Below are 18,960 nucleotides of genomic sequence, written 5' to 3'. Positions count from 1 at the left end.
AGGTCTCCACGTGAGTAATGCTCTGGGTGGCTAGAGAGAATCTGGCAAGATTACCATCCCGATTGGGAGCATAACTCCTGTATTGCCAATGAGTTCATCTTCTGGATCATAAAGAAGTTATGCGCCCGCTTGGCAAAGGCTCCTTGACGGGTCATTTTTCTTCTGGTAGAATAAGGATGATAATATGAAAATTAGATGGATATGAACAAATGGAGTGATTATGATGAAGGGCCCGGCTATGCCCAGGGAACCGGATATGACGAAGGGTCCAAATGTATCAAGGGAGCCCGATATGGTGAAAGACTTAGATATGCCGCCGGAGGAGCCAAAGGCCCCGGACATGCTGAAGGAAACGGCACTCCAGTATGCGCCGGCTGACTTGCGCCTCACATACGAGGATTATTGCCGGATACCGTTCGGGGAACGATACGAGCTCGTGGAGGGGGACCTGAGGAAGATGACACCGGCTCCATCTGTTTTTCACCAGAAAGTCTCCGGCAGGATCGAAAGGGCACTGCGACACTGGGTTGAGGATCATGACTTGGGCGAGGTGTATTATTCTCCCATTGACGTAGTATTAAGTGAGCATAATGTGGTCCAGCCTGACATCCTGTATATCTCCCGGGAACGCCTTGGAATAATCAAGGATGCCTGTATCCAGGGTGCCCCTGACCTTGTGGTGGAGATCCTCTCGCCCTCCACGGCAGAGTTGGACCGGGTGACCAAACGCCGGATTTATGGCCGCTACGGCGTGCGCGAATTCTGGATAGTGGATCATGAGGGTCGCAGCATCGAGGTTGCCGCGCATAATAGCAGGGAACTTGCCACTGTGCAGGTTTACCCACTGGGTACAACGCTGGAAAGCCCCTTGCTGGATGGCTTTAAATTGAAGATAGATAACGTTTTCCGCTGAGTTGGTTCAACTTCTTGGGGCAGGATGCTGGTTCTATGTTATTGGAGCTTTTCAACTTTCCCCTTCCGATGCGCCGCCCTGGCGGCATGGGCGTCATTCCATCAGTTACTCGGTCGGGCCTTTACGCACATCGAATAGAGTAATAATTAGGAAGGGGGATTAAGATGAAAGGCTCACGGTTACTAGCGTTTCTGGGGATCGTCTCATTGATCATAGGAGATTTATGGACAATGACGCAAGCTGCTACTCATTTGCCCACTCTTAAATACCTCGGCCATGCCAGCGTGAAGATCAAAACCGCCGAAGGTACAGTCGTTTACATCGACCCCTTTGCTGGCGATGATTACAGCGAGCCGGCCGACCTGATACTGGTTACGCATGGCCATGGCGACCACAATAATGTTGATAAAGTCGCAAAGAAACCCGGCTGCCGGATAATCACCCACCGGGAAGCAATAAAAAGTGGAGCCTATCAGGCCTTCACGATGGCAGACGTCCATATCCGCGCGGTCGCCGCATACAACCGTAACCATAAGAAAGACGCCTCGGTCGGTTACATCCTGGAGTTTGACGGCATCAAGCTCTATCATGCCGGTGACACCTCAAAAATCAAGGAGATGGCCGATCTAGCTTCGGAAAATATTGCCTATGCCTTACTGCCCATGGACGGGGTGTACAACATGGGTCCCGAAGAAGCGAGCGAATGTGCGGGGTTGATCAAAGCCAAATACTATATCCCCATCCATACCGGTCCGAATGGCGTATTCAGCGAGGCCAATATCGCCAAGTTCAAAGCTGCAGGCAAGATCGTCGTGAAACCGGGCGAAATACTCGATCTGAAAGGTTGACTCCCTCTATGCGTAGGGAAAGAGAGGCGGCGATGGTGGCATTAATTGCGCTGGCGTTGGCGCTAGTGCTGGTGCTGGTGTTGACTCGGGTACCAGCGCTGGTGCCCGGCATTGGGGATGCATTCACCCTAAGGCTAGCGTAGTCTGAGCCTGCACATCCAGCCACTGGCGGGGCGGAGGCGAAATTCAAGCGGATGGGAGGCAAGCGAAACCCTGCTCATGAAAATGAGGATTGAAGGTGAAAGCTATTTCAATTCCCAAACGACGCATGACCGCAAAGCTGGTACAATCTACCAAACTCAGGCGCTTACGCTTGGTAATGAGAACCGCATTGGCTGCTCCTTCATGCAGGGCGGCATCGACCCATTCCACATCCAACAAGGGATAAACTGCTTCATGGAAAACCTGGAGCGCCTCCCATCCTAAGCGCTTTTTGATCAAAGCATAACTTTCCACAAGGACATAACTGCTACAGACGAATCTTTCCTCACGATCGAGCAACTCAAACCAGACTCTTTTGGCCTGTTCGTGATACATATCATCGCGGGCAAGGACAGCGAGAAAAGCAGAGGTATCGATATAAACACTCATAAGCTATCCTCCGCAAAATAATCATCATGACGCACCGCAAGATCCGGCAATCCGGATTGAAAACGCCCGGCTACTTCCTTAGCCTTGGCAAATCTCTTTTTCTTTTCGATGCTTTCATCTGAGTTAATTACCATTTCTACCCCGCGGCGAACCAACTCCGCAATGGGAACCCCCTGAAGAACTGCCAGCCGCCGAAGAGCCACTGCCTGTTCTTCCGTAAGCTGGATTTGAGTTCGTACCATGATCAATTCTCCCTTTGGCGATTACTTTTACGCATTAATGATAACATGTATGCATAAACCCGTCAAGTTACGTCTTCGGGTTTTCGGGTAGCCACCTCGTAGCCACCTAATAGAACAGATGAATTCGGCAGTATCCTTCCGGCCGGCGGCGTCAACCGCTTCTCTTGAGCTTGCCCGTGCGCATCGCGTGAAGCTCGCCCCAGTTGAATACCTTGAGCCCCAGGGGTATGAGCACCACCCCGATGACAAGGAGCAACATGAGGTCGCCCCCGATGTCGCGGAAGGAGGCGTTACGAAGCAGAGCCGCCCGCGCAGCTCGCAGAGTATATGTGGCCGGCGATAGACGTGAGAGTGGCTGGAGCCACCCCGGCAACACATCGACCTCGTAATAGACCCCCGAGACCAGCAGGATCGCGGCCTCGAGGATATGCGCGGCCTGCGAGCCTTTCTCCGGGGATAGGAGCGGCAGCACCGCAGCCATCAACCCAACCCCAATGAAGGATAAACTGGAGAGGAGCAGCACCACAAACGCCGCCCCCAGATTGGCACTACCGAGGTCTAGCTTAAACAGGGACACGACGGCCAGCATGACGATGATAGTCCTCACTGCTCCATAGGTCGCCGCGTAGAGGCACACCCCGCCGAGATAAGACAGGCGCTTCATGGGGGCCATAAAGGAATATTCGATAGTCCCCTCCCAGCGCTCCCACTGCACAGATTCGGCCACTTCATGGAATAGGACCGAAAGAAACCCCCAGAGAAGCGCCCCCACGACGAGGTAGAGGACCCTGTCGCCACCCCCGCCCCCGCCTCCGCTCCAACCCCCGCTCCCGCTCCCGCCGGTGGCGGGGTTCACGCCTATGAATGCTATCGTGAGAGTGTTCACAACCGTGTATATGAGGAATACAATCTCCCAGCCTATATACCTCTTGATGAGGTTGAAATTCCGCTCGACGAGGGCGTAGCCCCTCCGCACCTCCCTCACAAACTCAATCACCGTGATCCCCCTTTCCCAGGTTGAATTCCCTTAACTCCCTTCCGGTAAGGACAAAGAACACATTCTCCAGGGTTACAGTCTCGCTACTATTTACAACTCCGCCATTATCTGCAGTCCCGCCGCTATTTGCGGTCTTGCCGCCATTTGTCGAAAGACTTACCGAAAGCCCCGCCTTGAGCCGGGCTGGCGTGTCCAGTGCAACGAACCTGCCCTGATCGATGATTGCTACCCTGTCGCACAACCTGTCTGCCTCCTGCATGTCGTGAGTGGTCAGGATCACGGTGGTACCACGCGCCTCCCTCACTTCGAGGACGTAATCCTGAACCTCCCTTTTCGATACGGGATCAAGGCCTGTGGTTGGCTCGTCGAGGAGGAGCAGCAGCGGAGAGGTCAGGAGAGCCCGCGCGACAGCCACCTTTTGCTGCATCCCCCGGGACAGGTCCTCGAGCGGCTCATATACCTTGTTCTCGCTGAACCCGAGGCGATCCAGGATATGGATGGCGGTCTTTCGCGCCTCGCGGATGTCAAGATCATAGAGCCTTGCAGCGTAGCTCAGGTTCTCCATGGCCGAGAGCTTTTTGAAAAACGCGGCCTCAACAGAAACGCGGTTTATCAGGCGGCGCACGGCGAATCTCTCGCGCACCACGTCGTGGCCGAAGACCCTGATCTCGCCCTCGTCGGGCAGGAGCAATGTAGATATGAGCCTGATGAGCGTCGACTTGCCCGATCCATTTGGCCCCAGAATGCCAAAAATCTCCCCGCGCCCGACCTCGAACGTCACTCCGGCCACAGCCTCCACCGGCACACTCGTGGAAAACAGGGTGGTTATGACCCGAGGGAGAGGCAGACGGCCGGGGAACCTGCCGTTCTCACCGGACGCCGCACGCCACTCGGCAGAGGGTTTTGATTCTGTTTTCACCCCCTTCTTTACGTAGAACACCTTTCTCGCATTTATACATTCCAACGCTGCCTGCATCTTACCTGAGCCTCGCTTTCGCACACCGCGCCATGAAACGCAGGTGAAAAATGAAAAGGAGAACCGGGTTTTGGCCTGCGGCTCTCCTGTGCTGCCTGCATAGATAGGTGCGCCAGAATTTTCTGCAGCAAATGATAAGGGCCGCGAACTTTTGTGCGGCCCACGACCCTACTGGAATCGAATCTACCAGCTAGAAGGCAGGATCAGGCCGCGCATGAATATAAACACCATCAGCACCATCAGCACCATAAACGCCGTAAACACCCTCTGACCGCTCGCGAACGAGCGCGCAGGATATAACGCCAATTAGAGCAATTATAGCGCCCATGGCGAGCCGTGCTCCGGCGAGCATCGTCCTGATCACTTGCGCGACCTCCCTTCTCCTCACAAGATTTCCAGAAATTTTATCTGCCAAATGTATAGAGAATTTCCATCATTGCCAAGTTCAAGTATAAGGTATACACGGGCGGACGTCAAGCACCATTCGCGTGCATAATCTACGAAAAGGTCCCAAAATACTCTCCGCCCTTTTCGTAAAGGCTGGGTACGATCCCCTGACGGGATGTTACAGCTTGTTTACCAAATATTCACCCTATAAACGAACGCTGCCCTGCCCAGGAAATCGAGCCTTAACCCCTCGGCATCAGCTCATCCATGTTGAGCTTCGCCTTCTCGGACTTGTAATAATCATACGAGGCCGGGAAGTTCAGGGCTCCTCCGACGAAGCTCTGCGGCCACTGCGATCTGAAGGTATTATAGTTCCTGATGGCCACCTGCCAGTCGTCGAGCGCGGTGCGGATCTCGTTTACCGCTTCCTCCAGCCCGCGCATGGTCTGCTGCACGATCGGCGGGGAGAATAGCTGCGGGTAGGCCTCGCGAAGCGCGTTCACATTGACCGAGAGCGCAAGCCCCTCGGCCGCCTCGCGGAATCGCGTCGCGGCCTGGATGGTCTTCTGCGGGTCGCCTTCGGCGGTCGCCGCCGCGAATTCCTCTCCGGCGCGGTTTAGTGCCGCGGCGCGCTCCCTTATGACGCCCGTAAGAGTGTCCTTCTCATGCTCCAGGAAATCCTTCTCTATTGACCAGATTCCCTTGATCTTCTCGCTCAAGGTCTCGAGCGCCGCGCCGTATCGCCCCTCCTGCGCAAGCACGCCCTGCTGGAGCCTGACCATATTCCTCTGGATCCCCATGACCCACGAAAACCCCATGAGGACAATCAGCACCACGACGATCAGGCCTGCGATTCCAATGAGGTATCCCCTTCTCAACATTCTCCCCTCCCATAAACCTTACATTTAAATCTTATATTTGGAATCTTATGGAGCCCCACATCTCACGATTTATGATGATTTACGATAGATCTTGCGAAGGATATCATCAATGTTTCTTGCGATAGAAACCACAGCCCCGTCGAAATCGTCCGCGTTCGCATACGAAGCCGCCTCCTCGAGAAGCGGGCCGAGGTCGGATGAGGTGAGTCTCGGAAGCCCGCGCCCGACGCTATACCAGACCCGCCCCGCCTCAGGGCGGGCATCAGGAACGATGAGGAAGACCAGCCCGTTGTTCCTGCGCGGGCCTTCGCGCTCCCCCAGCATGAGCCAGCGGCCGTAATGGGTGGACCACTCCACCGGGTGCTTCACCCCACGCCGGATGACTATGACCGTCTCAGCGAGACCATCCGCCCTGAGGGCCTCCAGGGTTTCGTCCGCCGCCTGAACGGCGCGGAGCCCCACGAGACCTTCTGGATCAACCACCCAGTACCGGCCCAACCTCGGGAAGGCCGGATCGCCTGGGGGAACCTCGACATTCTCATCGTATGGCCTTTCGCCGCGCGGCCGATCGGATGTGACGGCGCCAGGGCGGCATCCTGCCGTGACCGACAGCACCGCCAGGCACAGCATTGCCACCAGCAGGCTGCGCACTATATGCATGCGCCAGCCCCACCGGTCCCCATGCCTCCGGCCGGCTGCCCATGCGTCCCCTCGGGGAGCTGCGCCGGTGATAGGCAGCGAGCCTCCGGTGGTAGGTGGCGAACCTCCCTGGCGGCGAATCGCTGGCATCGCTAGAGGCACCGGCATCGCCATCACTCCCTCCGGTCATTACTCCCGACCCTCGCCTGATCCCGTCTCCGTCCTGGCCCGCACCTTCACGTCGGTGTTCACTCTAGCTCCCGTGCTTGCAGTGCGCTCCATCGGCGCCGCCGGGCGCACTGGGCGCACCGGGTGGACTGGGTGGGTAGGGCGGGCGCCATCGAACTTCCGCGCGCAGCCTGCCCCGCCGCCGCCAGCGCACGCGCAGGCGCAAGCGCATGAGACGCATGCACATGCGCACGACACGCAGGCGCACCCGATGGCCCTCCCCCCAAATCCACCCCCACCGCCGGACTTGCGCGAGTCGTTCGAGTTGCGCGAGCCTCCGGGCGAGCCCATGCCGCCCCGAGGTTGGGATGACCCTGATCCCCACGGGGACCTACCCACCGGCGGGATTGGGAAATAAGTGCCGTAATAAATCCCGCGCCTGCCCTTGTAGCCGCCGCGACGGACAAGGCTGGCGAGGGCGATGAGGCTTACGAAGACTATGAGGAACACTATGATTCCGATGAAGATGACCGCCGGCATCACAGATGATACCATAGGGGCACCGCCGGGGCGCATGTCACCGCCCGCGTCAGAAGGCCCCGTCCCACCGGCCCGCGCCTTGACGCCCGGGAAGAGCTCGGGTGAGAATGCGAACGCGACCTTGAAGCGCTCACCCCGACCCAGGCGGGCGATCCAGACCACCTCCCCGCCGGTCGTCCTCTCGGTCGGCTCCGGCGAGGTGTGCAGCAGAGCCTCAGGGCTCCCGGGGTTCTTGAGCCGCACCTCGAGCCTGTCGGTCTCGGCCCGGTCATACCACCCGGGGACAAACGCAAATTCGACCGCGTCGCCTCTCCGGCGCCCCATGCCGTCCTGTTTCACCTGAAAATTGAACCTGAAGGTTTCGCCGCTCCTATAATCGCGGTCGAGATCAACGCGGACCCCGCTCCATGAGCCATAATCGGCGCGCGAGACCCGGGATGCGGCGCCCCCCTGCGAAAGGATGCTATAGTTATAATCCGGAAGCCCTACCGTGACCCACGGGATATGCCCGCCGGTCACCTTCCACTCCTGGGAGTAGCCGGCTATCCAGCTCCCGTCCGGCTGGGGCTCGATGGTCACGACATAATTGAGTATCCTGTATGTGCCAGTGTCCCCCGATGCATAGACCGGAGCGGCGACAGGGCCGGCCGCCGTCGCGACCGCAAGGCATAGGAGGAGGCCCACTAACGCCATGACGGGAAGTGTCCGGGGAAACGTCTGCCTCATCTTATCCCCCTCCTGTTACCCGTCCCACGCCGATTTAACTCCTCCAATGGGCAGGCCCCGCCGCAGACGGCGAAATGCTCGCATTTCCTGCACTCCTGGGGCGCAAAGCCGTGGGCCCTGATCTTGCGGGCGAGCGGGTGGTTGAATATGCGCTTCCAGGACGTCGTGAGGATGTTGCCGAGCCCCTCATCGTGCAACCACGACTGGCACGGCACAACCACGCCGTCAGGCCTCACCGCCATGTTGGTATGGCATGCCGAGCACGATTTCGCCCCGAGATCGAGTGCCACCGGATCGAGGTCTTTATAGCATGTAGGTGTGAACCAGCTTAACTCGAGGTCCAGCTCGCCCGCGACCACCATGGCCCCGGTGAGGAGAGCCTTGAGCTCAGGGGCCTCGAGCGCGTCGGGATGCCTCGCGCCGCGCCCGGCGGGGATCAGCGCATTGCAGCCCACATATCTCACGCCGGCGCCCGCGAGGAAGCGCAGCAGGTTGGGGAACCCTTTTGCATTCGCCCGCGTCAACGTGGTGTTTGTAGAGACGTACATGCCCGCATCCAGCGCGGCCCTGATGCCGCGGACGGTCTCTTCCCACGCCCCTTTAGAGCCCACGATCGCATCGTGAACGTCCCTATCCGCCGACTCGATGCTCACCTGGATGTAGTCCAGGCTCGCCGTCTTCAGCTTGCCCACGAGCCCTGCGAGCGCCCTGCCATTCGTGATGAGACCGGTGACAAATCTCTCAGCATAGCGCACGAGCTCCACGAGGTCGGGCCGCATCGTCGGCTCGCCGCCGGTGAAATTCACCATCGGTATCCCCGCGTCCCACAGCCGGTCGATCACCTGCTTCCATGAGGCGGTGTCGAGCTCGCGGACCTCTGGCATATCCGAGGCATAGCACCAGGCACACGCGTTCTGGCAGCCCGAGCCGCCCATAGACGAGACCATGAGGTCCATGCGCGCAGGCGCCTGCCACTCGGCCCCGGCCATGCTGCGCCCCGGGACGCCCCGTTCGCTGGGGCACGCCCCCCGCGAGAGCTCCACGACAAGTCCATACAGGTAATCGATATCGCCCTCTATCTCGTCAACGGGCACGCGGGGGTAAAGCCGGTGCACCCGCCGCGCCGTCTCTCGCTTGACGTCGAGCCAGGTCTCCTCCGACACCTCGCGCCCCGGCCGAGTGCGCTCGTGGGCGACCTCGATGAGGGCTTGTACTGTGTCGGCGTTGCTCTCGTCCAGGAGCAGGAGCTGGCTGCCGTTGATCCAGAGAAGGTTCCTGGGCCGCCCGCTGAGGGCGGCGAGCATCGAACGCCTCGAGCCCCCAGCGCGCCTGAGGTGAAGTCGAAGCACCCCCGGCCCTTCCGGGTCTATCGTCACATGGAACATCCCGGGGCCCCTGACGGACCCCCAGGTCCACCTCTTCATCCTGACCCGCGATCCCCCTCTCCCGGCACCCTGCTGCCACCCATGCTTCTACCATCCGTGCTACTGCCATCATCCATGGCCCTCGCTGTACAGGGCACCACGATTAGGCACCACGCTTACAGGATGACACAATATGGCGCGCGCGTCAAGGGAGGCGAGGAGAAACGGAGAAACTAATATAACGACATGAAGCCCTGCGGGAGCATCATATCATTCTTGCCTCTTTTGTGAACCTATTGTATGATTATACCAGATAGTGCCAACTGGCGATATCCTGAACGAGGTGGCGGCGTAAAGGCATAGAGTAGCAGGCTATATTATTCCCTATAACAGCGGAACAAGATTGGGGAGATTGGGGAGAATAATAGATGACACGCGCAGAACTGGAAGAGATGATCGAAGCCGGGGAGAATTCCTATGTTGAATTCAAGGAAGATCGCATATTGCCCCATCATCTTGCCGAAGAAATCGTCGCTTTCGCCAACACCGAAGGCGGACGAATCCTTTTGGGCGTGGATGATCATGGTCAGCGAGTGGGGCTAACGCGTCATGATCTGGAAGAGTGGTGCCTGAATATTTGTCGAACTGGAGTTATCCCCGGGGTTATTCCTGGTTTTGAGATTGTAAAATTCCCTGATCATAAGGATATAGCCGTGTTGACCATCCCTAAAGGGGTAGTAGCACCCTATCAAAGCAGCACCGGCCACTATTACGTTCGTGTAGGAAGCCAGAAAAGAGAGGCAACGCGCGAAGAACTAAGCCGGCTTTTTCAGAGCTCCGGGATGGTCACCTACGATGAAACACCCGTTCTTGGCACATCTATCGCGGATATTGACCGTTATGCCGTCGCCGACTATTTCCAACGCTTTCACGATTTCGATCCCTTTGCCGAACCTGAATCCACCGAAAGAATTCTCATCAATGCAAGCATTCTGATCCGCGAGGAAACGACCAAGAGCATCGTGGCTACAGTGGGAGGTTTGCTCCTTTTTGGCCTTCGTCCCGAAGTAAACCTGCCGCAAAGCGGGTTAACGGTGGCACGCATCCGCGGAATAACGCTAGCGGATGAACTTGTGGACCGGACGGTCATTAATGGGCGATTGCCTGACGTCGTAGATAAGACTGTAGAAAGGATCAGAGTAGGCGTACCAACCCCTGTCTATTTCGCAGGCACACGCAGAATCGATCATCAGCCCTACCCGGCCAAGGTGCTACGTGAAGCCGTTGTCAATGCCGTGGTTCACCGGAACTACAGCATCGCCGGATCTCAAATCCGGGTTCTGGTCTTCGACGACCGGGTAGAGTTTCACAGCCCCGGCCGGCTGCCCAATACCGTGACAATCGAAAAGATGAAGATCGGTGTTTCTTTTGCGCGGAATCCTCAGCTCCTGCGTTATATGCAGAATCTAGGTTATATCGAGCGGCTGGGAAGAGGAATCCCTATGATCCTCAAAGAAATGCGCATGGCAGGCGCACGCGAACCAAGATTAGAGGTCTCCGGTGAAGAATTCATCCTTACCCTCTATCCGGCGCCAAACCCAAAAACCAATCCGAATGCCGCCACTCCCCATACCGCCACTCACTCGTAAATCGAACGCTCTTGTAAGGTTTCGCCCCGCGAGGTGGTCCCCGATGTCAAGACACAATTTGGGGTAAGTTTAAGCTATAGTCATCTCCCTTCTGTGTAAAGGTAGCCCGGGAGGGTAGTACCCGCTGGAGCGGGAAGTACCCCGGAGAGGGGACCCCGGAAGAGGGTAGTGCCCTCTATGATGAGAGCATGTCCTCGGTAATGATACCGGGACCCGCTCAGGGCCTCCTGGGAAGCCCTGAGGTGTATCGTAACATCAGGCACATATTTAGATTCTTAGCATTCGCCCGGCTACCCGCCGAACGAGCGGTGTCCGGCGCGCCCTTGTTTCTCATGGGGAATTAGGCTAGAATATAGTATAGTTTGGAAATAGAGGAGGGCGGAGCACTAATGGGGAAGGTCAACCCTGTGGAGGAACTACTCCTGGAAGGCGAATTCACAGACCGCCTAGAGATCTTGCGTGAACTGGAAGAGTGGTATCGTAACATCAAGAATCTAGTTTCCGGTAGTCTTGCCCTGATATCCCCGAGGCGCATGGGAAAAACTGCTCTCCTGGATCGTTTGGTGAACAAGGTCTTTTTCGAGGATTATGGGGTGGCGCCGTTTTACTTCAAAATGAAACGGGAGGAGACCACTCTCCATAAATTCCTGCTGGAGTATTACACTACATTTTTCAGGCAATACATTGCCTACCTTTTACGTGACCCGGTGCTTTATGGCTCACGCCGCATGAGTCTGAAAGATCTGCTGGCGTTAGAGACTACTGACACGCGGGTCCGCTTTATTCAAGAGGATTTTATCAAAAGATTCCTTACGCGCTATACAGAAGCCGGCTGGCAGGATGCACGTAATCACTGGGAAGATATGTTGTTTGCTCCAGAGGAGCTTGGCGTGCGCCTGGGGATCCATGTCGCTGTGATTATCGACGAATTTCAGGACATGAAATTCTATGTCTATGATATAGCGGACCCGGAAGACATCAAACCCGGCAAGAGTTTTGCCACCGATCTTACAGCGACTTACGATCGCGCGGCCCAAAGTCGGCGTGCGCCGATGCTCGTCACCGGCTCGGCGGTGACTATGATCTTTCGCACCGTGATGGGCGGGCCGTTGGGCGGGCGTTTCGATTTTCGCTACCTTAAGCCCATGGCGCTGGTGGACGGGGCAACGCTCCTAAAAGTCTTGCTTCATCTTTATGCGGGTGACGCGCCGACCACGGATGAGGCAGCCCTCTACCTTAGTATGCAGACAGCCGGGCACCCCTATTATATCTATTGTTGTGTGACTTCGACCTGTCCGGGGAGGCGTTTTCTCACTCTGGATGATATCGATCGAGTAGTAGAATATGAGGTTACCCGCGGGAAGATTTTCGGCTTCTGGGAAACACATTTTGCGGAGAACCAAGCGCTACTCAACCAGGATAATGACGTGGAGCTAGGGAAAAAGATTATCTACTACTTCACCAAGTATACCGATGCGCCGGTAGACATCGAGGCCATCGCTGCCAAGCTAAAGGTACCTCCGGCGATGGTCGAGGAAAAGATCGAGAAGCTCTATCTGGCTGATTTGGTTTATCGTAGCGACTTTAGGTATTACACCTTCAACGACCCGCTGCTTATGAGGTATATCCGGCATCGTTATGAACATGAGTTAAAGGGCTTAGACAAGGTGGAACTGGAATGGCGAGGCGCTTTCAATTATCTCAAGGGGAAACTCCTGGAGCAAGTGGTGCAAAACCTCCTCTCGCATGCAAATAATGAGGAACTTCCCGGGGAGCTTTTCGGCCGCCAGGGAAAGGTGATATTACCACGCTTCCACATGACCGGGGACTATAAGGTGAAGCTTCCCGACAGCAGGGAGTTTCAGATTGACGGTTTTGGGGAGTATACCACGCCTGAAGGGACGTTCGTTTGGGCGGCAGAATGTAAGTATCGTAAGGATAAGCCTATGACGCGGCCGGAGGTGGCTCGGGTTCTGGAGGCTGCGGCGGTACTGAAGTCGGAGAGAGGAGCAGAAAAAGTACAAATCTGGCTGGTGTCGACAGCTGGTTTTACTGCGGATGCTGTGGCACTATGCCGGGAGCATGACTGCTATTTTTCCGGGCTTGAGGAGATCAATGCGCTCATCCATGATTATGGGATTGATGTGAAGATCATTCCTGTAGAGGAAGAAGGGGCATAGAGTATAAGGGTCTTATGAAATTCCTCTATTATGATATCGCAACTGCCCGTTCGTACTCCCATCTACACCATTTGAACGATGCCTCTTCGCTTAGACTAAAGCCTTCTTACTCGGTCTTTGGGTCGAATAGGTCAGATGTAGTGAGGCCGGATTTCGCTACCGGTTCCGTCCTCGCGGGCTTCCTCGAGACAGGCGAAGCCAGATTCGGCAAGACCATCTCGGAGGCGCTGCCGTACGTCGTCCAGAACCTCCCTGCTCCTCCTGATGCCCGAATCTAGCGAAGCCACCTTTTTACCTAGCATCTCGAGCTTCTCGCGGACAGCAGACTCCCGAGCCCTGGCATCTTGTTCCGCGCGATTGAGACCTGAGATCGCCTTCTCGTTATCTGTAATGAGCCGATCCAGGTCCTGTCCGCCGGTTGTGTTCTCAAGTTCGCTTTGAAGCTCGGCCAGGCGTTGCTGTAGTCCCTCTAGCGCCTGGCTCACCGCACTGACCTTTTCACGGACATCTTGAGAGTGCTTCTCCAGCTGTTTGACCTCTTGCTCTAGCTCCTGCTGTTTCTGCTGAGCTTTCCGGAACCGTTCTTCCAGACTGGAAAGGTCCCTGTCTTGACGTTCTATCTCCTCTTTTCGGCGTGCGAGGCCTTCCCGGTCATAGTCCCCGCGAATGGCGAAGCTCTGCGGCGAGCGCGGCCGCTTGCTCTCGCGTGAGCGTGTCTCGCCAGGCCTGTTCCGCCTACGTACATGCCTGTGCCACTCCAGCTAATTGGTCATCCGCAAGTTTTGCAAGTAGTGTGCCATCATGCGGCGGGACATCAGGAAGCAACTCTATCGCTATCTCAAAAACCTGCTGCCAGAGCTTACCAGCACGTTCCGTCCGCCCGGCGGCAGCCGCGACCTCAGATTCTGCGCACGGGTCGATAGCATGTCGTTCAGCGGCGTCTACCGAGCAAAGCTGCTCCATCGGATACCCAACGATGGAGATGCCATGCCTCCAGGCAAGCGGGTTTGCAGCGCGCAGCCGGTCGGGGCTGTCATGATTGCCCGCAATGACTACTACGGCTCGCGCGCCTCCACGGGCCAGCCTTTCCATCGTTTCGAAGAAGAGTACTTCGGCTTCGGCAGGAGGATTATACGTATCGAACACGTCACCTGCCACGAGGACGAGTTGAATCTTCTGATCATCGGCAATTCCGCACAGCTCATCGATGAACTCGCGTTGCTCATCTAGCCTTGAACGGCCCTCGAGGGGCCGCCCAAGGTGTCAATCGGAGGTATGCAGGATCCTCATGCTTTCCCTCACCCCGAGATATGCTACCTCTAATTCCGGATTCAACCACACATAAAGGCCCACACACTCCTGAAACCAGCTAAATCGAAATGAACTATGGCATGAGATATTGTGCGGCGCTTATAGGAATGGTGGTGTAAGTAGGTTATTCTTCATTTAGTGAGAGATTCCTCCAGGATCTGACTATTTTTCCAATGCCGCATCGGGCACTCTATGTGCTATGTAGCGCGGAGCATGTGAAAGAGGTTTGCCACCGGTTATTAGTCTTAGGCGTCGGGAAATATACGGCTACCTATTACAGAAGTCCAGGTGAAATGAGCCCCATTGAGTCAGTGGAGGATTTCACCCCTGCTTTGCAGCCCATTCGCGTAAGGCCTTGAGGCGATGGCGCTGGATCTCAGCATCCCATGCAAAGATCGCCCGATCCGCCTCGCGTTCGGCTTGGTCCAGGAGCGGCATTGCCCCGCCCACGTCCCCATCGGCGATATGCACCGCAGCCTCCGCGATCAATCTATGGCCCTTGCTGATTAAGGGACTGCGCTGTGCTTACGCCAATAGAAGATGCGCCCGGGCTGGATCCCACTCGTGATATGAATCTTCGATGGTCCACAGTAGCCTCAGATATCCCAGTACCTTCGTTGATCTCGCATGCAGGTGGCTAAAATCTCGTCAGGTTTTGCTGAGAGGTGACGACATCGTCGCCAGTCTTCGCTCTTGGGTGGCGAAATTCTCGCCACACCAAACCTAAATTGGAAGATTTAAGGAGATAATTGTCCATGATAATAGAATTTATGGCATATATTGGGTCAAGGTAACGATATTTTAGTCAGTCTGAGCGAGAACGCAAACTTCTTTGTGTAAATGGTCTTTCCCCTATGGGAAGGTGGTGATAATTTCGTCGGTCCTCGCGCAAAGGTGGCGAATTATTCGCCACCTGACCTCACTACGGAAGTGCTCCTATGATACTCCTACCCCGCCAAGCCACCAGCATAGTGTGAAGGAATATGTCGCCAATAAATTCATTTTTTGGGACACAAAGAAGTTACACGCCCCTCGAGAAGATACTACTTGACTGATCATGTTCTTGGTGATATATTGTAATCACAATGGATCCATAGGAGGGATGACTGTGATTAAAACCTTAACTACGCATGGAAACAGCGCGGCGCTGATCATCGATAAGCCGATACTAGAGCTACTGAATATCACCATGAATACGCCCTTGAAAATCGTCACGGATGGCAAGAACCTGATTATCTCCCCTATAGACGATGTGACACGCGAGGAGCGGTTCAAGAGCGCGCTTGCCAAGATAAACGCCGAACATGAATCCACTCTAAGAAAGCTTGCAGAATAAGGCGCGATCTTCGCGAAGGCAACAAGTTGTGGGGGGGATGGCTCGGGCGTGGATGACAGAACCTTTTTGACTTTGGCCGAGGCGATCGAAATTCATAAGGACCAGATTGAACGCTATGGGGGGCACCCAGGCATTCGCGACATCGATTTATTGCTCTTAGCCCTGGCGATGCCACAGGCCTCCTTCAACGGGGAATTCCTCCATAGAGACATCTTTGAAATGGCGGCAGCTTATGCATTTCATATCTGCAATAATCATCCATTTATCGATGACAATAAACGGACCGCTCTGGTTTGCGCTCTGGTATTCCTGGAATTGAACGCCGTAAGGATAGCCGACCCGGATGGAATGCTTTATGGCACGATGATGGATGTTGCTTCAGGACGCCTGGATAAGCAAGGGCTCGCTACCGTCTTCCGCAAGCTTTCAGATGACAAATTATGGTCGTCCTTATGATCCAGAATAAGATAATAAGCCAGGTTCACTACCCCTTTGGGTAATCCTGATTTCGGCACGGTTTCCGCATCAGGGAATAGTAACTCACTCACCCCAACGGCAACGTCGCTTTGCAGTCATCGTACCTGCTGCATCCCAGAAATGCCCCTTTCGATCCGACCCTGAATCGCATTCGCCCGTCCCCACAGACCGGGCAAGGGATATCGAGTTCCTCGATGATTGCTTCAAGCACTGGCCTTGGTACATTTACAGTCTCTTTGCAGTGCGGATAGCCCGGGCACCCAAAAAAGGGACCGAATCTGCCAGTCCTCAGTACCATTGGCCGCCCGCATTTTGGATTGGGGCACCTTGGCCAACTCATACTTTTCTCCAGAATTGCTGAAATACGTTTCAGTAAAGCCTCGCTTTCTTCTCTTTTCCCTGTTGAGAGCCCCAGTAATTCCATTGAAATCAAGGAAGGCTGTGGTCAATCGCGGATTGTCAAGCCTGATCATTTGTTCGGTGGTATGGCTATGAGAAAGGATGTTCAAGGCTAATCTGTTGTCCCCGGCACCTTTCTTGATGGCGTCGATTTCATCATCAAGGGCTTGAATCATCTCTTCAGTAATTGACTCGTAGGTCACGGCGGTACCTCCCTATAGACCAAACTTTATAGAAAGCGTTAATATTTATAATCTGCTCAGGAATTTCCGACGGGAGACTTTACTCCTAAACCAGCCAGTATAGAGTAACCACGCACATGACCAAAATTAATATAGCCACAAGTATAATTGCCCCACAGCCCCGGGCTTGTCCAAATCAAGGCACCTTCTCTGCGTCAGCCTCCGGTTTAACGCCCGCCTATTTTCACAACGCCTCAAAATAGCGACGAATCTTGTCTGCCATGAGCCTGCGCCTCTCCGCGAGAAATCTGGGGTAATCCGCGACGGTCATTTCCTCTATCCCTTGAGGAATACAGTGCATTTGCAGATTCACGTGTAGCTCGTCCAGACTCGTGATGCTGCCGTAGCGTCTTGGTCCACCCTGGCACTGCTCCAGGAATTGGCCGAAATACACGCGCGGTTCTTTGCTGCCAATAGCGATGTTGACCTCGCTCTGCGCCACCACATAATTGGCAATCTGATTGTACTCACCCCGTGACAAGCCATTTTTCTTGAGGTACCCCCTGGGAAAGATATGATGGACATCTGACCTTACCTCAACCAGCTCACGCACAGTGATATCCCGCGAGAGGAATCCCCGGTCGTTGGCTTTAATCTGCGCCGCTTCGAAGAGCCGGAAGTATGGGCTTGACGCAACGGACGTGTCCATGGACTGAGGCAGGGAGGTCTCCCAAAAAGCATTTGACAATTCGCCCTGAATCAAGTTCTGGGCGTAGTTTACAATGCCCTGGGCATAGATTTGTCGAATATCATAATCGAACGTTGTCTCCGGTTGGCTGGAGTACCTGCCTGTCAGAAGAGACATAACAAACCAGCGACGTACATAATGTTCAATATCGCCGTCCGCCACCCCAATCTGGCGAAGAGTCAGATACAAGATGTACGCGAAATTCAAGGCGTTCTTCGACCCTATCATTGATGAATCCACAAAGCCAGCCGAACGGATGATCATCAGAAATCGCTTGAAATGAGTTTCGTTCATGAAACGACTGATGCCTTTTTTGAGGCGTGAGAAGGATTCCTCCATGATGCGCCCCTCGTACTGTCGGGTCTCGAAATTCCTGCCTGAGAGTAGAGCAACCAGGTCTTCCAGCCGGCCACGCTTGAATTCTGAAGTGAAAGCTACCCGTAACATATCTGTATAGGAGGGGTCATACAGGTCGCTATTCTCATTGCGCAGCCACGTCATCTGAGGGAAGAACTCACTTGCGGCAAACTCCTCGTCGCCGCTCAGGCTTTCGAAGAACTCTGGTTTTGCCGCAAGATGGCAAAAATAATCAATGGCCTTGCGCAGAATCGGGCCGCCGTAGGTCTCGTTGACTGCAATCTTTGACATGGCGAAATCTGCCTGACTCAATGGCACACCCTCTGAGTTAACACGGATGAAGATTTCGGTGACGGTCTCGATATCCAGATCTGGAGCCAATTCTATCAGGCCGATCTGATTGCTGGTGATACCCCGCAAGAGTTCTAGACTTCGAAAGACATCATCCTGTGTAGTGCCGGGATTCAGCTGACAATAACGGCCGATCAAATCCAGCAGCATAGTATGCGGATCAAAAACTACGGCTATATCAGGAATCCAGGAGACATCCTTCTCAATGGCTGGGTTGGAGACCTCGAATCGGCGCTGGCCGGGATGAAAAGCAATGCGGATACGCACTTTTTTGTAGTCCTTATTCACGACCTCGCGTCCCAAGAGCGCCGCCATAAGAGCGGTCACGCGTTGCTGGCCATCGATGAGTATACGCTTTCCTGCAGATGAAGTGCCATCCTTGAGTTTGACATCAGGATTACGCCATGCGATGAGATAGCCTACGGGATATCCCCGAAAGAGCGAGTCCAGAAGATTCCGCACCTGGACTGCGCTCCATACGAAAGGGCGCTGGATCTCGAGAATGGCGATCTCGCCGGATTTAACCCAAGCCATGAGCATATCAATTGATGGTTGAGTCACCGAATAGAGTTGAGTAGTCATAATCTGATATCTATCCCCCATTCTTGAACCGCGCCTGGAGAGACGGCGCGTCATGGCATGTGAATTCGTCGTGCTTCTCGCATATTCTCGGATCTAAGGGTCTACGTGCGCCACGA

General features: G+C 55.2%; 20 protein-coding genes and 1 pseudogene. 6 read left to right on the top strand and 15 right to left on the bottom strand.

Annotated elements, in window-relative coordinates; all coding sequences use genetic code 11:
- The first annotated feature begins 340 nt into the window (after positions 1-340).
- Positions 341-913, top strand: coding sequence for a Uma2 family endonuclease (locus HPY52_09945; GenBank protein NPV80578.1), 573 nt, complete (start codon positions 341-343; stop codon positions 911-913).
- A gap of 230 nt (positions 914-1,143) precedes the next feature.
- Positions 1,144-1,761 carry an MBL fold metallo-hydrolase gene (locus tag HPY52_09940; GenBank protein ID NPV80577.1) on the top strand — a complete coding sequence of 206 codons (618 nt, stop codon included), beginning with the start codon at positions 1,144-1,146 and terminating at the stop codon, positions 1,759-1,761.
- A gap of 186 nt (positions 1,762-1,947) precedes the next feature.
- Here the strand turns inward: HPY52_09940 and HPY52_09935 are convergent, their stop codons facing one another.
- The 9 genes from HPY52_09935 to HPY52_09895 form a co-directional block, all read right to left on the bottom strand.
- Positions 1,948-2,352 (bottom strand): PIN domain-containing protein, encoded by a 405-nt coding sequence (locus tag HPY52_09935; GenBank protein NPV80576.1) that lies wholly within the window; start codon positions 2,350-2,352, stop codon positions 1,948-1,950.
- Entirely contained in the window at positions 2,349-2,594 is a 246-nt protein-coding gene (locus HPY52_09930) for a CopG family transcriptional regulator (protein ID NPV80575.1), read from the bottom strand. Before HPY52_09930 ends, HPY52_09935 begins: the two co-directional genes overlap by 4 nt.
- A gap of 151 nt (positions 2,595-2,745) precedes the next feature.
- Positions 2,746-3,588: an ABC transporter permease gene (locus tag HPY52_09925; protein NPV80574.1), complete on the bottom strand. Its 843-nt coding sequence runs from the start codon at positions 3,586-3,588 to the stop codon at positions 2,746-2,748.
- Positions 3,584-4,567, bottom strand: coding sequence for an ABC transporter ATP-binding protein (locus HPY52_09920; protein NPV80573.1), 984 nt, complete (start codon positions 4,565-4,567; stop codon positions 3,584-3,586). Before HPY52_09920 ends, HPY52_09925 begins: the two co-directional genes overlap by 5 nt.
- 190 nt (positions 4,568-4,757) lie before the next feature.
- A complete protein-coding gene (locus HPY52_09915; GenBank protein ID NPV80572.1) occupies positions 4,758-4,931 on the bottom strand; it encodes a hypothetical protein in 174 nt (57 codons plus the stop codon).
- A gap of 265 nt (positions 4,932-5,196) precedes the next feature.
- Positions 5,197-5,835: a hypothetical protein gene (locus HPY52_09910; GenBank protein NPV80571.1), complete on the bottom strand. Its 639-nt coding sequence runs from the start codon at positions 5,833-5,835 to the stop codon at positions 5,197-5,199.
- A 69-nt stretch (positions 5,836-5,904) separates the two neighbouring features.
- Positions 5,905-6,642, bottom strand: a complete 738-nt coding sequence (locus HPY52_09905) for a TPM domain-containing protein (GenBank protein ID NPV80570.1) — start codon at positions 6,640-6,642, stop codon at positions 5,905-5,907.
- Between the two features lie 21 nt (positions 6,643-6,663).
- The gene (locus HPY52_09900; protein ID NPV80569.1) at positions 6,664-7,701 is read right to left on the bottom strand and encodes a hypothetical protein; all 1,038 of its coding nucleotides are present in this window, start codon (positions 7,699-7,701) and stop codon (positions 6,664-6,666) included.
- 203 nt (positions 7,702-7,904) lie between these two features.
- The gene (locus HPY52_09895) at positions 7,905-9,332 is read right to left on the bottom strand and encodes a radical SAM protein (GenBank protein ID NPV80568.1); all 1,428 of its coding nucleotides are present in this window, start codon (positions 9,330-9,332) and stop codon (positions 7,905-7,907) included.
- 368 nt (positions 9,333-9,700) lie between these two features.
- Between HPY52_09895 and HPY52_09890 the strand changes: the two genes are divergently transcribed.
- Together HPY52_09890 and HPY52_09885 are read left to right on the top strand one after the other, a co-directional pair.
- Positions 9,701-10,921 (top strand): histidine kinase, encoded by a 1,221-nt coding sequence (locus tag HPY52_09890; GenBank protein ID NPV80567.1) that lies wholly within the window; start codon positions 9,701-9,703, stop codon positions 10,919-10,921.
- 389 nt (positions 10,922-11,310) lie between these two features.
- Positions 11,311-13,101 (top strand): hypothetical protein, encoded by a 1,791-nt coding sequence (locus tag HPY52_09885; protein NPV80566.1) that lies wholly within the window; start codon positions 11,311-11,313, stop codon positions 13,099-13,101.
- A gap of 131 nt (positions 13,102-13,232) precedes the next feature.
- Here HPY52_09885 and HPY52_09880 read toward each other — a convergent pair whose 3' ends face one another.
- The 3 genes and pseudogenes from HPY52_09880 to HPY52_09870 form a co-directional block, all read right to left on the bottom strand.
- A complete protein-coding gene (locus HPY52_09880) occupies positions 13,233-13,586 on the bottom strand; it encodes a hypothetical protein (protein ID NPV80565.1) in 354 nt (117 codons plus the stop codon).
- Between the two features lie 250 nt (positions 13,587-13,836).
- Positions 13,837-14,391 (bottom strand): annotated as a pseudogene (sbcD, locus tag HPY52_09875) (exonuclease subunit SbcD).
- Between the two features lie 342 nt (positions 14,392-14,733).
- Entirely contained in the window at positions 14,734-14,901 is a 168-nt protein-coding gene (locus HPY52_09870; protein NPV80564.1) for a hypothetical protein, read from the bottom strand.
- Between the two features lie 619 nt (positions 14,902-15,520).
- Here HPY52_09870 and HPY52_09865 point away from each other — a divergent pair.
- Both HPY52_09865 and HPY52_09860 read left to right on the top strand, forming a co-directional pair.
- Positions 15,521-15,748: an AbrB/MazE/SpoVT family DNA-binding domain-containing protein gene (locus tag HPY52_09865; protein NPV80563.1), complete on the top strand. Its 228-nt coding sequence runs from the start codon at positions 15,521-15,523 to the stop codon at positions 15,746-15,748.
- Between the two features lie 48 nt (positions 15,749-15,796).
- The gene (locus HPY52_09860) at positions 15,797-16,204 is read left to right on the top strand and encodes a type II toxin-antitoxin system death-on-curing family toxin (protein NPV80562.1); all 408 of its coding nucleotides are present in this window, start codon (positions 15,797-15,799) and stop codon (positions 16,202-16,204) included.
- Positions 16,205-16,292: 88 nt separating this feature from the next.
- Here HPY52_09860 and HPY52_09855 read toward each other — a convergent pair whose 3' ends face one another.
- The 3 genes from HPY52_09855 to HPY52_09845 form a co-directional block, all read right to left on the bottom strand.
- Positions 16,293-16,523, bottom strand: a complete 231-nt coding sequence (locus HPY52_09855) for a hypothetical protein (protein NPV80561.1) — start codon at positions 16,521-16,523, stop codon at positions 16,293-16,295.
- The gene (locus HPY52_09850) at positions 16,429-16,827 is read right to left on the bottom strand and encodes a hypothetical protein (protein ID NPV80560.1); all 399 of its coding nucleotides are present in this window, start codon (positions 16,825-16,827) and stop codon (positions 16,429-16,431) included. Before HPY52_09850 ends, HPY52_09855 begins: the two co-directional genes overlap by 95 nt.
- Before the next feature lie 223 nt (positions 16,828-17,050).
- The gene (locus HPY52_09845; protein ID NPV80559.1) at positions 17,051-18,844 is read right to left on the bottom strand and encodes a DUF262 domain-containing protein; all 1,794 of its coding nucleotides are present in this window, start codon (positions 18,842-18,844) and stop codon (positions 17,051-17,053) included.
- Between the last annotated feature and the right edge of the window lie 116 nt (positions 18,845-18,960).

The organism is Bacillota bacterium (genome assembly GCA_013178415.1).
Classification (GTDB): domain Bacteria; phylum Bacillota; class SHA-98; order Ch115; family Ch115; genus Ch115.
This window is presented reverse-complemented; position numbering and strand designations above follow the sequence as displayed.

Bases quoted from the DNA above. Each gene is read 5' to 3' on its own strand.
- HPY52_09945 (NPV80578.1), top strand. From the start codon at position 341: ATGCTGAAGGAAACGGCACTCCAGTATGCGCCGGCTGACTTGCGCCTC.
- HPY52_09940 (NPV80577.1), top strand. From the start codon at position 1,144: ATGACGCAAGCTGCTACTCATTTGCCCACTCTTAAATACCTCGGCCAT.
- HPY52_09935 (NPV80576.1), bottom strand. From the start codon at position 2,352: ATGAGTGTTTATATCGATACCTCTGCTTTTCTCGCTGTCCTTGCCCGC.
- HPY52_09930 (NPV80575.1), bottom strand. From the start codon at position 2,594: ATGGTACGAACTCAAATCCAGCTTACGGAAGAACAGGCAGTGGCTCTT.
- HPY52_09920 (NPV80573.1), bottom strand. From the start codon at position 4,567: ATGCAGGCAGCGTTGGAATGTATAAATGCGAGAAAGGTGTTCTACGTA.
- HPY52_09910 (NPV80571.1), bottom strand. From the start codon at position 5,835: ATGTTGAGAAGGGGATACCTCATTGGAATCGCAGGCCTGATCGTCGTG.
- HPY52_09905 (NPV80570.1), bottom strand. From the start codon at position 6,642: ATGCCGGTGCCTCTAGCGATGCCAGCGATTCGCCGCCAGGGAGGTTCG.
- HPY52_09895 (NPV80568.1), bottom strand. From the start codon at position 9,332: ATGAAGAGGTGGACCTGGGGGTCCGTCAGGGGCCCCGGGATGTTCCAT.
- HPY52_09890 (NPV80567.1), top strand. From the start codon at position 9,701: ATGACACGCGCAGAACTGGAAGAGATGATCGAAGCCGGGGAGAATTCC.
- HPY52_09885 (NPV80566.1), top strand. From the start codon at position 11,311: ATGGGGAAGGTCAACCCTGTGGAGGAACTACTCCTGGAAGGCGAATTC.
- HPY52_09855 (NPV80561.1), bottom strand. From the start codon at position 16,523: ATGGTACTGAGGACTGGCAGATTCGGTCCCTTTTTTGGGTGCCCGGGC.
- HPY52_09845 (NPV80559.1), bottom strand. From the start codon at position 18,844: ATGACTACTCAACTCTATTCGGTGACTCAACCATCAATTGATATGCTC.